Below are 13,283 nucleotides of genomic sequence, written 5' to 3'. Positions count from 1 at the left end.
CGTTTCTTTCAGGAGGCGTCCGACGCGGCGGTCGCGCTCGTCGCGGCCGGTGCCGGCTGCAGGCTGCGCGGCTGTTCGAATTGCGCGACGGCCTTCATGAACAGCGGCTCCCAGGCGCGGACATGGTCGCGCATCAGGTCCGATATGCCATCCAGGTCGCCGGCGGTGACGAGGTCGATGATCTGGTAGTGCTCGCGCGCGGAGGCGCGCTGGCGTTCGACGCCTTCCGCCGAGGCGTCGCCGAAATAGCGGATCCGGCCGCGCAGCGTCATGACGGTCTGCGTCAGGATCGGATTGCCGGCCATGTCCAGAAGCGCGCGGTGGAATTCCCGGTCCGTGGCGAGAAACGCCCGGTAGCTGTGATTGCGCGCCGCCGCCGTCACGTCGTCGGCAAGTGGCAGCAGGGCGGAGAGATCGCGCCGGGGCATGGCCGCGACCATGCGTGCGGCATGGACCTCGAGAACCTCGCGCATCTCGAAGAGATTGCGGGTCTCGGCGACCGAGGGCATGGTCACGCGGAAGCCGCGGTTGCGATGCGGCTCGAGGAAGCCCTCGCGGGCAAGCTCCAGCAAGGCCTCGCGCACTGGCGTCGTGGAGATGCCGAAGTTCTCGGCCAGCGACGGCACCGAATACATGGCTCCGGGCTGCGCGTAGCCGGCGACGATCTCCGCCCGCACATGCCGGGAAACCTGCTCTCTCAGATTGCTTTCATTCTTCATCGTCTAAGCGCTTACTTTCCCGCGTCCGTCTGGCGTTTCCCTATATCGTCCGGATATTGGCACGAGACTTCGGCAGATAGCAAAATCTGCTGCCGGAGCCGGGACGAATATCGTCCCGGCTCCGGCATGGTCTTATTTCTTCACGAGCGGGCAGGTGCTTTCGGCCAGCGGCAGGAAGATGTCGTCGCCGGGGATGGTGGCGATGATCTCCTCATAGTCCCAGGGGCCATTCGATTCCTCCGGCGACTTGACCTTCACGAGATACATGTCGTGCACCATGCGGCCGTCCTCGCGCACCTTACCGCCGCGGGCGAAGAAGTCGTCGACCGGCAGCTCGCGCATCTTCGCGGCCACGGCCTTGGCTTCGTCGGTGCCGGCGGCCTGGACGGCCTTCAGGTAATGCGTGACCGCCGAGTAGACGCCGGCCTGCAGGCTAGTCGGCATCGCGCCGTTGTGGCGCTCGCCGAAGCGCGTCGAGAAGGCGCGCGTCTCGTCGTTGCGATCCCAGTAGAAGCCGTCGATGAAGGAGATGCCCTTCGCCTGCTCCAGACCCATCGCGTGGATGTCGGAGAGGAACATGACCGGCGCGACGATCGACTGGCCGCCGGCGATGAGGCCGAACTCGTTGGCCTGCTTGATCGCGGTCGTGAGGTCGCGGCCGGTGGCCGTGAGCAGGATGGCTTCCGCGCCCGAGGCCTGCGCGGGCAGGAGGAAGGCGCTCATGTCCGGGGCGTTCAGCGGGAAGCGGACGGTGCCGACCAGCTCCGCGCCGTTCTCCTCGACCGTCTTCTTGCCGATGGCCTCCAGCGAGTGGCCGAAGGCGAAGTCCGACACCAGGAAGTACCACTTCTTCATGCCCTGGTCGATCTGCGCCTTGATCGGCCCGATGCCGTTGGAATAGTTATCGTAGACCCAGTGGAAGCCGGTCTCGGAGCACTTCGCGCCGGTGAGGTCGGTCGTGCCCGGAGAGGTGAAGAGGGCGATCCGGTTCGCGTCGCGCGCGATGTCCTGGACGGCGAGCGCGATGGCGCTGTTGGTCAGGTCGGCGAGCACGTCCACCTGCTCGTTGTCGATCCAGCGATGTGCGATGCTGGTGCCGACGTCGGCCTTGTGCTGGTGGTCGGCGCTGATGAGCTGGATCGGCTTGTCGAGGACGATGCTCCCAAAATCCTCGATCGCGAGCTGCGCGGCGACAACCGAGCCGTTGCCGTTCATGTCGGAGAAGACGCCCGACATGTCGGTGAGCACGCCGATCTTGACGACATCGTCGCTGACGCCGTCCGCGAGCGCCGGCGTCGCGAGCATTGCCGCACCGGCAGCGAGCGCGGCGAGCATGAAACGAATTCCCCTGTGTTTCTTATGGCTAGTCATGCTTACGACCTTCTTTGTTGGAGGTTGGCGGATATCGGGGCGTCATGTCCCCGTTACGACCTTGCTGCCGGCGGGCATCGCGATCCCTCGCCGGTCCTTCTCGCGCTGGCGGGCCGAGACAAAGGTGATCAGCTCGCCGACGATGCCGCGGCGGAACGTCAGGATGCAGATCACGAACACCGCGCCCTGGATGACTGTGACCCAGGCGCCGAGGGCGGAGAGATAGTTCTGCATGGCCACGACGACGAAGGAGCCGAGCACCGGGCCATAGAGCGTGCCCACGCCGCCGAGGAAGGTCATCAGGATGACCTCGCCGGACATGCTCCAGTGCACGTCGGTCAGGCTGGCGATCTGCGTGACGATCACCTTGGTCGAGCCAGCAAGGCCCGAGAGCGCCGCCGAGATGACGAAGGTCGCGAGCTTGTAGCGGTCCGTCGAGTAGCCGAGCGACTGCGCCCGCGGCTCGTGTTCGCGGATGGCCTTGAGGATCTGACCGAAGGGCGAACGGATGAGGCAAGACAGGAACAGGAAGCCGCCGAGGAAGACCGCGAGCACGAAGAGGTAGAGCGTCGTCGGGTTGCTGAGGTCGATGAAGCCGAACAGCGCGCCGCGCGGCACGCTCTGGATGCCGTCCTCGCCACCCGTCTGCGGCAATTGCAGCGCGAGGAAGTAGATCATCTGCGCGAGCGCCAGGCTGATCATGGCGAAATAGACGCCGCTGGAGCGCGTGCAGAGCCAGCCGGCGACAAGGCCGAGCACCGCCGCCGAGGCGGTTCCGGCGAGGATGGCGAGTTCCGGGGAGAGGCCCCAGGTCTTGGCCGCATAGGCCGTCACGTAGCCGGCGGTGCCGAGGAACATGGCGTGGCCGAAGGAGACCAGCTTGCCGTAGCCCGCCATCAGGTTGAAGGCACAGGCGAAGAGCGCGTAGGTCATCGCCTTCATCAGGAAGGCCGGATAGATAAAGAGCGGCGCGATCGCGAGGCCGATCGCCATCGCCCCGAACAGCGCCCAGCGCATGAAGGCCGATTCGTGGGCCAGCGCCGGCAGCGAGACCGAGGTCGCGGCGGCCTGCGTCTTGGTGCCGAACAGGCCAGTCGGCATGACGACGAGGACGAAGGCCATGAGGAGAAAGACGACGGTCGTCGAGGCCTCGGGATAGAAGGCCTTGGTCAGGCCCTCGGCGATCCCCGCGAGGAAGCCGGCGATGATGGCGCCCTTGATCGAGCCGAGCCCGCCGATCACCACCACGGCGAAGATGACGATCAGCACCTCCGCGCCCATGGTCGGGTTGACCTGCAGGATGGGTGCGGCGAGCACGCCGGCGAAGGCGGCGAGCGCCGCACCGCCGCCATAGACCAGCATGATCATGACGGGCACGTTGATGCCGAAGGCCTGGACCAGCTTCGAGTTCTCGGTCGCGGCGCGCAGATAGGCGCCGAGCCGGGTCTTCTCGATCGCGAACCAGGTCAGGAAGCAAACGCCGAGCGAGGCGACGATTACCCAGGCCCGGTAATAGGGCAGGAACATGAAGCCGAGATTGACGCCGCCCGTGAGCAGGGACGGAATCGCATAGGGCAGGCCCGCCGAGCCGAACCAGAAGCGGAAGATGCCCTGCACGATGAAGGCGATCCCGAAGGTCAGCAGCATGCCGTAGAGATGGTCGATATGGCTGACGCGCCTGAGCACGAAGCGTTCCAGCAGCATGCCGAAGGCCCCGACGACCAGCGGACACAGGATCAGCGCCGGCCAGTAGCCGATGCCGAGCGTGTTCAGCATGAACCACGCGCCGACCGCGCCCATCATGTAGAGCGCGCCATGGGCGAAGTTCGCGATGCCCATCATGCCGAAGATGACGGCGAGGCCCAGGCTCAGCGTCGCGTAGAAGGCGCCATTGATGATGCCGAGGAGAAGCTGCGCATAGAGCAGCGCCATTGGAATGCCGAATATGGTCGTCATTGCTATCGGTCCGTTCGGGGGACTAGAGTCCGAGGTAACTTTGGATGGAGGAGAGCCGGCGGTCGAAATCCGCCGCGGCCACTTCATCCACGATTGCGCCTGTCTCCACGATGTAGTTGCGGTCGGCCAGCGCCTGCGCGAAGCCCACGTTCTGCTCCACGAGAAGGATGGTGAAGCCGAGTTCCTTCAGCTTCACGATCGTCGCCTCGATCTGCTTGATGATGATCGGCGCCAGCCCCTCCGTCGGCTCGTCGAGCAGCAGTACCCGCGCGCCGGTGCGCAGGATGCGGGCGAGCGCCAGCATCTGCTGCTCGCCGCCCGACAGCTTCGTGCCGGGGCTGTCGATGCGCTCGCGCAGGTTGGGAAAGAGCGTCAGGATATCCTCGACGGCCATGCCATTGGCGGAAACCTTCGGCGGCAGCATCAGGTTCTCGCGCACGCTGAGGCTCGCGAAGATGCCGCGCTCCTCCGGGCAGTAGGCGATGCCCTTGCGGGCGATCTCGAACGGCTGCGCGTCGATGAGCTGCTCGCCGCGATAGAGCACGGAGCCCTTGCGCGTGGGAAGCAGGCCCATGATCGATTTCAGGGTGGTCGACTTGCCCGCGCCGTTGCGCCCGAGCAGCGTCACGACCTCGCCTGCGGAGAGCGAGAAGTCCACGCCGTGCAGCACCTTGGATTCGCCGTACCAGGCGTCGAGGCTCTCGACCTTCAGGATCTCGGCCATCAATGTGTTCCCCCGGTATAGGCCGCGATCACGTCCGGGCGGCTGGAGACTTCCGAATAAGGCCCCTCGGCGAGGATCTGGCCGCGGGCCATAACCGTGATCCGCTCGGCGAGCCGCGAGACCACCTGCATGTTGTGCTCGACGAGAAGGATCGTGCGGCCCTTGGCGGTGGTCTGGATGAGCTCGGCGACCCGGTCGATATCCTCCCGCCCGAGCCCCGCCATCGGCTCGTCGAGGAGAAGCACGGATGGGTCGGTCGCCACCGTCGTCGCCAGCTCCAGCACGCGCTTGCGGCCGTAGGAAAGCTCGGCCGCGGCGATATCGGCCTCGCGGGTGAAGCCGAACTGCTCCAGCACCTGCTCGGTGCGCTCCACCAGCGCCTTGTCCCGGCGGGCGTTGCCGAGGAGGCGCCATTGCAGGCCGCTGCGGCGCAGGAGCGCGAGCTCGATGTTCTCCCGGATGGTGAGCGCCTGGAAGACCGCCGATATCTGGAACGAGCGCACGACGCCCTGCCGCGCGATCGCCGCCGGCTTCAGCGCCGTGACCTCGACGCCCCGGTGGAAGATCTGCCCCTCGGTCGGCTGCAGGAACTTGGTCAGCAGATTGAACAGCGTGGTCTTGCCCGCACCGTTCGGGCCGATGACGGCATGCAATGCCCCTTCGTGCAGCGTGAAGTCGACATTCTTCACGGCGTAGAAGCCGTTGAACGCGATACTCATTCCCCGTGCCTCAAGCACAGCCATAGGACGCTCCATTCTGGGCCGCGGTCCGCCCGGGGGCGAACGCGAAGCCTTTTTTCAACGCATGGGGGGAAGATGGCCGGCGGCCGGGACACGCCTGTGCTCCACACAAGGCGCATTGCGCCCGATGTTACGGAAGGCCCGGTTTGTCGTCTCGTTCCCCTCGGTCGATCTTCGCCGACCGTTTGTGATGCGTGACAGTGACGCACTACATCGGGAGTGTCAACAGGGAATCTGTTGAACCATTTTTGCCCGGATATCCAGCGCGCTTGACGCGTTTCATCACAAAAGGCATTATAACGCGTTACTGTAACGCACTACTAATGAAGGGCGTGCTCGTGGAAATTGTCGGCTACTGCACCCTGTGCCGGTCGCGATGCGGAACGATCAACACGGTGGAGGACGACCGGTTGATTTCCGTGCGGCCGGACACGTCGCATCCCACGGGAAAGGCGATGTGCATGAAGGGCCGCGCGGCACCCGAGCTCGTCCACAGCCCGCACCGCCAGTTCCACCCAATGCGCCGCACCGCGCCCAAGGGCGCGGCCGATCCCGGCTGGGTGCGCATAAGCTGGGAGGAGGCACTGGCGGAGACCGCGTCAAGGCTCGCCCGCATCAAGGCGGAGAGCGGCGCGGAGGCCGTCGCCTTCAACGTCACCACCCCGAGCGGCACGCCGATCTCCGACAGCATCGACTGGATCGAGCGCTTTATTCGCCATTTCGGCAGCCCCAACACCTGCTACGGCACGGAGATCTGCAACTGGCACAAGGACGTCGCCCACGCCTTCACCTTCGGCAGCGGCATCCAGCCGGCGGACTACGAGAACGCCGACACCATCCTGCTCTGGGGGCACAATCCCGCCAATACCTGGCTGGCCCAGGCGCATGCGATCTCGAACGGCCGCGCCAAAGGCGCCAATCTCGTCGTCGTCGATCCGCGCCCGACGTCGCTGGCGAAGCAGGCGGATGTCTGGCTGCCGGTGCGCCCTGGTACCGACGGCGCGCTGGCGCTCGGCATGATACGCCACCTGCTGGCGTATCGCCTCTATGACGACGCCTTCGTCCGCCAATGGACGAATGCCCCGTTTCTGGTGCGCGACGACAACGGCCTTCTCCTGCGCGAGCGGATGCTGTGGCCGGACCGCAATACCGACCGCTGTCTGGCATGGGACGACGAGCGCGGCGAGGCCGTGCCGGTCGATCCCGAGCAGGCCATGGATGCGCAGACCGGCCGGCGGCTGCGGCTGCGGGGAGAGGTGATGCTGCCGGCGACGCCCGGAGCGCCCGAAGGCCTTGCCTGCAAGCCCGCGCTCGAACTGCTGGCGCGCACCGCCGAGCCCTACGATCCCGCCCGCGTGCGCGACCTGACCGGCGTCGAGCCCGAGGCGCTCGTCCGCGCCACGGATTACCTGCGCGGCGGCAAGCGCATCGCCTATCATTCCTGGACCGGCGTCGGCCAGCACAGCAACGCCACCCAGACGGAACGGGCGATCGCCAGCATCTATGCGCTCTGCGGCAGTTACGACACGGTCGGCGGCAACCGCTTGCGCCGGGGGCCGTTCTATAACGCGGTGAGCGCCTTGGAAAAGCTGACGCCGGAATTCGTGGCGAAGGCGATCGGCATCGAGGAGCGCCCGCTCGGCCCGCCGTCGACGGGCTGGATCACGGCGCGCGACACCTACCGGGCGATCACCGAGGGCAAGCCCTACCGGCTTCGCGCACTGATGGCCTTCGGCTCCAACCTGCCGGTCTCGCAGGCCGACAGCGGGCTGGCCGAAGAGGCCCTGTCGAAGCTGGAATTCCACGTCCACTGCGACCTGTTCGAGACGCCGGCGGCGCGCTACGCCGATATCTTCCTGCCCGTCAACACGCCGTGGGAGCGGGAGGGCATCCGCTTCGGCTTCGAGATCAGCGACGCGGCGCAGGCGCTGGTGCAGTTCCGCCCGCGCATGGTGCGCCCGCGCGGCGAGGCCCGTTCCGACAACGAGATCGTGTTCGATCTCGCCCGCCGGCTCGGCATGGCCGACGACTTCTTCGGCGGCAGCCTGGAGGCGGGCTGGAACCACATGCTCGAACCGCTCGGCCTGTCCGTCGAGACGCTGCGCAACACGCCGGGCGGGGTGCGCTGCGAGATCGACGCGCGCGAGCGCAAATACGCGTTGCCTCATCATGACGACGAACAGCGCGTGCGCGGCTTCGACACCGAGACGCGGCGGGTGGAGCTCTATTCCGAGCTGCTGCTGCGCCACGGCCAGCCCGCCGTCGCGACCTTTCTGCCGCCGGCCGAGGACGCGATCAATAGGCGCAACCGCACGGGCCGCCGTTTCCCGCTCGTCCTGAGCTCCGCCAAGAACGGCTACTATTGCCATACCCAGCACCGGGGCCTCGCGTCGCTGCGCAAGCGCGCGCCCGATCCGGTGGCCGAAATCGGTGCGGGGCTTGCCCGCGACCGCGGCATCAACAGCGGCGACTGGATCCGCGTATCGACGCGCAACGGCGCCGCACGTTTCGTCGCCCGCGTTCTGCCCGAGCTTGCCGACGACGTGGTCGTCGCGGAATTCGGCTGGTGGCAGGCCTGTCCCGAACTGGACCGCGACGCCCTGCCGGTGCGCGGCCCCGGGAGCAGCAACGCCAACAGCCTGATCTCCGCCGATGCCATCGATCCGGTCAGCGGCTCGATCCCGCATCGCTCGTTCCGCTGCAATATCGAGCTGGACCCGGCGACGGAGCCGCGCCAGCGCGCCTGGCAGGGTTTTCGGCCCTTCCGCGTCGCTGCGGCCCGCCTGGAGGCCGACGGCGTACGCGCCGTCACCTTCGAGGCCGTCGACGGCGGGGAATTGCCGGACTACCGCCCCGGCCAGCATATCCAGATCCGCGTCGGCGGCGAAGGCGGGGTGAGCCGCGCCTATTCGCTGACCGGCCCCGCCGAGACGGCCGGCCGCAGGAGCTACAGCATCGCGGTGCGCCACGTGGCCGAGGGCCGGATGTCGGGCTTCATCCACCGCGATCTCAACATCGGCGATCTCGTCGAGCTGAAGGCGCCGTCCGGCAACTTCCTCGTGCCGCGTCGCTCGCCCCAGCCACTCGTGCTGCTCGCGGGCGGCGTCGGCATCACCCCGTTCATCAGCCTGCTCGAATCGCTGCCGGACGGCGATCCGAGCGAGATCTGGCTCTATTACGGCAACCGCAACGGCAGGACGCACGCCTTCCTCGAACGGATCCGCCGGCATCGCGACCGCCTGCCGGGCCTTCGCGTGGCCGATCACTACAACGAGCCGCTGCCAGAGGATATCTTCGACAGCGGCGAGCAGATCGACGCCGATGTCGTGCCGCAATCGGTCATCGACCGCCAGCCCCGCGTCTACATGTGCGGCCCGCCGGCGATGATGCGCGCGTTCTCCGAGGGCCTCGTCGCGCGCGGCGTGCCCCGTTTCGACATCTTCAGCGAGGTGTTCCGCTCGCCGGTGACGACGGTCGCGAACGACGGCAGGACGCACCAGGTCACCTTCTCCCGCTCGGGCGACGGGCCGAAGACCTGGTCGGCCGCCGACGGGCCGCTGCTCCCGTTCGCCGATAGACTCGGCCTCGAACTGCCGAGCGGCTGCCGGGTCGGCCAGTGCGAAAGTTGCGCCGTGCGGATCGTCTCCGGCAAGGTGACGCACCTGCACGGCACGGAGCCGGACGACCCCGACACATGCCTCACGTGCCAGGCCGTCCCGCTGAGCGATGTGGTGCTCGACGTATAAGGAATTTTCATCTGTTGTTTGATCCCACAGTTTGATGGTGCGATCTTTTCTGCCGAATGGAAGGAAGCACTATGGGCCAGATACGTCACGGCAGCGCCACGCCAACACCTTACCTCCCGAACTGCTATGGCAGATCAGGCCGCGAACCGAGCCGGCGATGAGCCCGTTGCTTCTGGAGCCGTGCACAAACGGCAAAAGCAAAAAGAAGGAAAGGCTGAACGGAATGGGCGAAAGGGAAAGGCAGACGACAGGGGTTGGCGGCGAGGGACATTTTTTCTGCCGGGCCAAACGCCATAGTTACGGCGAAGCATGGCCTTCGCGAGCGTCACTATCGCATGGGTAAAATGTGGGTATGGTTTCCCCTGATGGGGATATTGCTCAATATATTCAATGAAAAGTGGTTGCGGAGGCCTGAGCGCACGGAGACTTGTAAGACATCAATTCTGCACAACCTACGCTTCTCGTTTCGCCTGGGCCTTCTCGCAATCGGGTGAATGAAAGAGACGACTGGCCCTTTGCTCACCCAAATATCGTTTATTAAAATCTGCCGTTCTATCAATGGATGGGGTAGAAACCGTCAGCTTCTCGCGGCGGCAATTCCAGTTCGTCGCGAGGAAACATGGCCGCCATGGTCTTGCCAAGGGGATCGGCCTCCATGCCTAGCCGCTCGGACGCCATACCCTTCTGAAGGCCAGCAACGTCGTCATCGACGTCATCCATAGGCCAAAGTGCCGAACTGGCGAGCCGACGCTTTCGCATCATCAAGCTCTGCAGGAGGCAGTCAAAAGACTGCTCCCGATAGCCTTCATGAATCGCCACGATAGCGGCGGAATGATCCAGTCGTAGGCGGCGTAAAATCTGGCCACCTATTTCCTTTCTGCAACCGATGGCAGGAGGGACAGGGGATCTACACGGTGGAGTTATATCTGAAGGTGCGCCTGGAGGCAGCAGCCTCGATCACTTCGAGAAAAACTGCCTGCTGGCCGCTCGGCGCGGCGATCCGCACCGTCTCGCCACCGCGCTGGGCGAGATCGTGCAGCATGCCTAGCACGGATTCGGGCAGCGGCTCGGCGCCGGCTATGTCCCGAGCCAGCACCAGCCAGCGCGTGGTGGGAAAAAAGCCGCGCTCCACCAGCGGCGACAGCAGATTAAATGTATTGGAACACGGCCAGCCGAAATGCTGCGACACTTCCGCCAGTGTCGCAGCATTTCTGTGAACGGCGAAAAATTCGAGAATGTCGAGAACATTCGCCACCTGTCTGACCAGCAAGGGTTTCGCTTTCCATCGACGGCGAGCCCCGCCTGAATACCTTCGCATACGCCCCTGCCGGAAAGTGCATCCGGAAATCATTCTAGCCGCCTCAGTATCCTGTGGCTCTTGTGAATGGATGGCGACCGGGAAAAGCTGGGCGCCAATCATTGTTACGCGTACATCATAGGCCTTCACAATCTCACGCTGGTAGATCATCGGGACAGCGGCATAACTGTTGAAGCTCTTGATAAATGCCGAGTCAACGCGCCGCGTCATTGCCAGGGTGACCATACCGTCGTCATAGCTGAAACGGTTCTTCAAGGCTTTGCAAATGATGCTGCCGTCATGTTCCTCAGAAAATGCGCGGACGCGCGCAGCGGACATGGTTACGCAGGTTTCGAGGATATTGATTCGAAATCATGCTGCGACTTTACCGAACGACCTGGTCTGACCCTAGGGTCAGACCATATCCAGGAGGGCCATTTCGCGCGGCATGCACGGCGAATGACGACAGTGTACAATGAAAAGCGCAAGGCGCTCGTTGCGGCGGTTGAGGCACATCTGGGGCACTGGCTTGGCCGCATCGACCATGGCGGTGGTCTGCAATGCGTCTGGACTTTCCGAGTCTCAATGGATGATGTCGAAGTGGCACGCCGCGCCGCCGATGCAGGCTTGTCGCTCACTGCGCTCTCGTCACACTATCAGGCCAGCACGCCGCGCAGCGGATTGATGATCGGTTTCGCATCGACCGATCCCAGGCGATATTCGGCGGCGATGGCGGCATTGGATGATATCCTGATCGATGTACGGCAGCGGTGCTTGCCCTCCGTGAAGAACGGCGAGCACGTCAGGCCGGCTACCAGCGAGTGAGACCGGGGAGCCTCTCGCCGAGCGGATTGAGTTTCGCCGTTTCCGCGTTGTGCTTTTCCCATTCATGCGGATTGCCCGGGAAGGCGTCGCGCTGCGGGTGATCGAGCTCTTTCCAGAAGCGAATGCGTTTTGTCCGAATGGTTCGGCCGGACGCCGTGCGCCAGCAACCAGTTGAAGACCATCAGATCGTCAGGTTCCATGTCGATGTTGACGGCGGACAGGCCAGTCATGGCTGGATGCAGCGGATCGCGGTCCTCAGACTGGGTCTTCACCCATTCTTCGAAATGCTCGAACAGGTAGGGCACGCAATGGGATCCGCCGACGTCGCCGTCCTGCTTTTGCAGGCTCAGCACGCCCTGCACGCCGATCGGCAGCGGACGGATGGAGGATGGCGACTTATAATATTATTCTGGCGTCCATCGTCCAAAAGGTGCGTTATGCGACCCTATCTTGAACACCTCCCAAATTCGAGTTGACGCTAACGCGGAATTCGTGCGGCTAGCACTTCGTCGGCAACTATGACGCCGGCGATCTCGTACTGATAGGCCCGAACCTTCCGCACACTTGGGCATCGCGGGAGAAAATCCGGGGGGTCGAACCGCATGTCGCACGCGTCTTCTGGTTCGATCGCGGGTGGATCGAGCGGTTGACGGACGAAACCGTGGAATTGCGTCCCATTCGGCGCCATATCGAACAAGCTGCTGTCGACCTCACCTTCGAACCGTGGACCGGCCTTTCACTGGCGGGAAATTTAGAAGCGATCCGTGCCACCCGCCGGCTCAGCGCCCGTTCGGTCTACTTGACATTCTGCTGCGCACCGCCGCTGCCGACGGTCAGCCGCTTTCCACGACGGCACCATGCCCGCAGGCTGCTGGACGACTATGAGAAACCGAAGCTCGACGCGCGCATGGACGAGGCGCTGCAGGACTATATGGCGCGCCGCAAGCGGGAAATCCCCGTCGCGATGCACTCAACATCAAGCACTGACCGTCAGGCACCGTCCAACGCGGCCGAAACCTCGGCCGCCGTCGGGATCGCGGTTTGAGCACCCGGGGCCAGGCAGGCCAGCGAGCCTGCGACCGCAGCGCGGCGCAATGCGTACTCGAAGGACAACCCGCCCGCCATTGCGGCCGCGAAGGTGCCGCAGAACGTGTCTCCGGCGCCGACCGTGTCGAGCGGCGTGATCGAAAGTCCCCTCACCCGCAGAAGCCGGCGATCCGAGATGGCGATCGCGCCTTGCGCCCCGAGAGTCACGATGATCGTCTGCCCGTTCTGCGCATGAAGGGCAGACAAAGCCGCCTCGCGGGCGCCCGTATCGAGTGGGCCGCTGCCCGCAAGACGCTCGAATTCCGTTTCGTTGGCAATGACGATGTCCGCCAGTCGGCCTAGATGCGCGGCCTCGGGAACCAGCGGCGCAAGGTTGAGGATCGTGCGAATGCCCTTTGCGCGGGCCGCCGTCATCGCCGCCTTCACCGTCTCGGCCGGAATTTCTAGTTGAAGCATAAGGATGTCGCCGGCGGTCATCCGGTCGATCGTTCGGTGCGCATCCTCTGGCAGCAAGGTGCCGTTGGCGCCGGGGATAACCGCAATCATGTTCTCACCGTCGTCGCCGACGAGAACCACCGCTGTGCCGGTCGTTCCCGCTTGGCGCTGGACTGCCGAAAGGTCCGTGCCCGCTTCACACAATAGGGCAAGCGCCGCTTCCGCGAACGGATCCGTTCCAATGGCCCCAACCATGGCGACGCTTGCCCCCGCGCGCGTCGCCGCCAGCGCCTGATTGGCGCCCTTGCCGCCCGCAACCGTCGAAAATCGATTGCCCGCTATCGTCTCGCCCGGCTTTGGCAGGCGCTGCGTATTGGCGACGAGGTCCATGTTGATCGAGCCGAACACCGTGATCATGGGAAA

General features: G+C 64.9%; 11 protein-coding genes and 2 pseudogenes. 3 read left to right on the top strand and 10 right to left on the bottom strand.

Annotated elements, in window-relative coordinates; genetic code table 11:
- Positions 1–8: 8 nt before the first annotated feature.
- The 6 genes and pseudogenes from KYK29_RS16465 to KYK29_RS16445 all read right to left on the bottom strand — a co-directional run bounded on the left by KYK29_RS16465 (position 9) and on the right by KYK29_RS16445 (position 5,489).
- On the bottom strand, positions 9–719 hold the full coding sequence (locus tag KYK29_RS16465; protein WP_254691984.1) for a GntR family transcriptional regulator: 711 nt from the start codon (positions 717–719) through the stop codon (positions 9–11).
- Between the two features lie 132 nt (positions 720–851).
- Complete coding sequence (locus KYK29_RS16460) at positions 852–2,054, bottom strand: ABC transporter substrate-binding protein (RefSeq protein ID WP_254691983.1); 1,203 nt, start codon at positions 2,052–2,054, stop codon at positions 852–854.
- 78 nt (positions 2,055–2,132) lie between these two features.
- Positions 2,133–3,032: a branched-chain amino acid ABC transporter permease gene (locus tag KYK29_RS22580; protein WP_367881004.1), complete on the bottom strand. Its 900-nt coding sequence runs from the start codon at positions 3,030–3,032 to the stop codon at positions 2,133–2,135.
- A gap of 138 nt (positions 3,033–3,170) precedes the next feature.
- Positions 3,171–4,022, bottom strand: a pseudogene (locus KYK29_RS22575) (branched-chain amino acid ABC transporter permease); the annotation flags it as partial.
- A gap of 46 nt (positions 4,023–4,068) precedes the next feature.
- Complete coding sequence (locus KYK29_RS16450; RefSeq protein WP_254691981.1) at positions 4,069–4,770, bottom strand: ABC transporter ATP-binding protein; 702 nt, start codon at positions 4,768–4,770, stop codon at positions 4,069–4,071.
- Positions 4,770–5,489: an ABC transporter ATP-binding protein gene (locus KYK29_RS16445; protein WP_254691980.1), complete on the bottom strand. Its 720-nt coding sequence runs from the start codon at positions 5,487–5,489 to the stop codon at positions 4,770–4,772. The genes KYK29_RS16450 and KYK29_RS16445 overlap by 1 nt, the downstream gene beginning before the upstream one ends.
- Before the next feature lie 344 nt (positions 5,490–5,833).
- On the opposite strand from KYK29_RS16445, the gene KYK29_RS16440 reads away from it, so the two are divergent.
- On the top strand, positions 5,834–9,256 hold the full coding sequence (locus KYK29_RS16440; RefSeq protein WP_254691979.1) for a molybdopterin-dependent oxidoreductase: 3,423 nt from the start codon (positions 5,834–5,836) through the stop codon (positions 9,254–9,256).
- A 555-nt stretch (positions 9,257–9,811) separates the two neighbouring features.
- Here the strand turns inward: KYK29_RS16440 and KYK29_RS16435 are convergent.
- Both KYK29_RS16435 and KYK29_RS16430 read right to left on the bottom strand, forming a co-directional pair.
- On the bottom strand, positions 9,812–9,976 hold the full coding sequence (locus tag KYK29_RS16435) for a hypothetical protein (protein ID WP_254691978.1): 165 nt from the start codon (positions 9,974–9,976) through the stop codon (positions 9,812–9,814).
- Between the two features lie 187 nt (positions 9,977–10,163).
- Positions 10,164–10,526 carry a helix-turn-helix domain-containing protein gene (locus KYK29_RS16430; protein ID WP_254691977.1) on the bottom strand — a complete coding sequence of 121 codons (363 nt, stop codon included), beginning with the start codon at positions 10,524–10,526 and terminating at the stop codon, positions 10,164–10,166.
- 114 nt (positions 10,527–10,640) lie between these two features.
- Here KYK29_RS16430 and KYK29_RS16425 point away from each other — a divergent pair, with 114 nt between their 5' ends.
- A complete protein-coding gene (locus KYK29_RS16425) occupies positions 10,641–11,378 on the top strand; it encodes an aminotransferase-like domain-containing protein (protein ID WP_254691976.1) in 738 nt (245 codons plus the stop codon).
- On the opposite strand, the pseudogene KYK29_RS16420 reads toward KYK29_RS16425, so the two are convergent.
- Positions 11,365–11,767 (bottom strand): annotated as a pseudogene (locus KYK29_RS16420) (phytanoyl-CoA dioxygenase family protein); the annotation flags it as partial. The gene KYK29_RS16425 and the pseudogene KYK29_RS16420 sit on opposite strands and share 14 nt — an antisense overlap.
- A 257-nt stretch (positions 11,768–12,024) precedes the next feature.
- On the opposite strand from KYK29_RS16420, the gene KYK29_RS16415 reads away from it, so the two are divergent.
- Positions 12,025–12,423: a trimethylamine methyltransferase family protein gene (locus tag KYK29_RS16415; RefSeq protein ID WP_254691975.1), complete on the top strand. Its 399-nt coding sequence runs from the start codon at positions 12,025–12,027 to the stop codon at positions 12,421–12,423.
- On the opposite strand, the gene KYK29_RS16410 is transcribed toward KYK29_RS16415, so the two are convergent.
- Positions 12,369–13,277 (bottom strand): ribokinase, encoded by a 909-nt coding sequence (locus tag KYK29_RS16410; protein ID WP_254691974.1) that lies wholly within the window; start codon positions 13,275–13,277, stop codon positions 12,369–12,371. The two genes, KYK29_RS16415 and KYK29_RS16410, sit on opposite strands and share 55 nt — an antisense overlap.
- Positions 13,278–13,283 lie beyond the last annotated feature (6 nt).

The organism is Shinella daejeonensis (genome assembly GCF_024281235.1).
In the GTDB taxonomy this organism is placed as follows: domain Bacteria; phylum Pseudomonadota; class Alphaproteobacteria; order Rhizobiales; family Rhizobiaceae; genus Shinella; species Shinella daejeonensis.
This window is presented reverse-complemented; position numbering and strand designations above follow the sequence as displayed.

Bases quoted from the DNA above. Each gene is read 5' to 3' on its own strand.
- KYK29_RS16465 (WP_254691984.1), bottom strand. From the start codon at position 719: ATGAAGAATGAAAGCAATCTGAGAGAGCAGGTTTCCCGGCATGTGCGG.
- KYK29_RS16460 (WP_254691983.1), bottom strand. From the start codon at position 2,054: ATGCTCGCCGCGCTCGCTGCCGGTGCGGCAATGCTCGCGACGCCGGCG.
- KYK29_RS22580 (WP_367881004.1), bottom strand. From the start codon at position 3,032: ATGAAGGCGATGACCTACGCGCTCTTCGCCTGTGCCTTCAACCTGATG.
- KYK29_RS16450 (WP_254691981.1), bottom strand. From the start codon at position 4,770: ATGGCCGAGATCCTGAAGGTCGAGAGCCTCGACGCCTGGTACGGCGAA.
- KYK29_RS16445 (WP_254691980.1), bottom strand. From the start codon at position 5,489: ATGAGTATCGCGTTCAACGGCTTCTACGCCGTGAAGAATGTCGACTTC.
- KYK29_RS16440 (WP_254691979.1), top strand. From the start codon at position 5,834: ATGAAGGGCGTGCTCGTGGAAATTGTCGGCTACTGCACCCTGTGCCGG.
- KYK29_RS16435 (WP_254691978.1), bottom strand. From the start codon at position 9,976: ATGGATGACGTCGATGACGACGTTGCTGGCCTTCAGAAGGGTATGGCG.
- KYK29_RS16425 (WP_254691976.1), top strand. From the start codon at position 10,641: ATGGATGGCGACCGGGAAAAGCTGGGCGCCAATCATTGTTACGCGTAC.
- KYK29_RS16410 (WP_254691974.1), bottom strand. From the start codon at position 13,277: ATGATCACGGTGTTCGGCTCGATCAACATGGACCTCGTCGCCAATACG.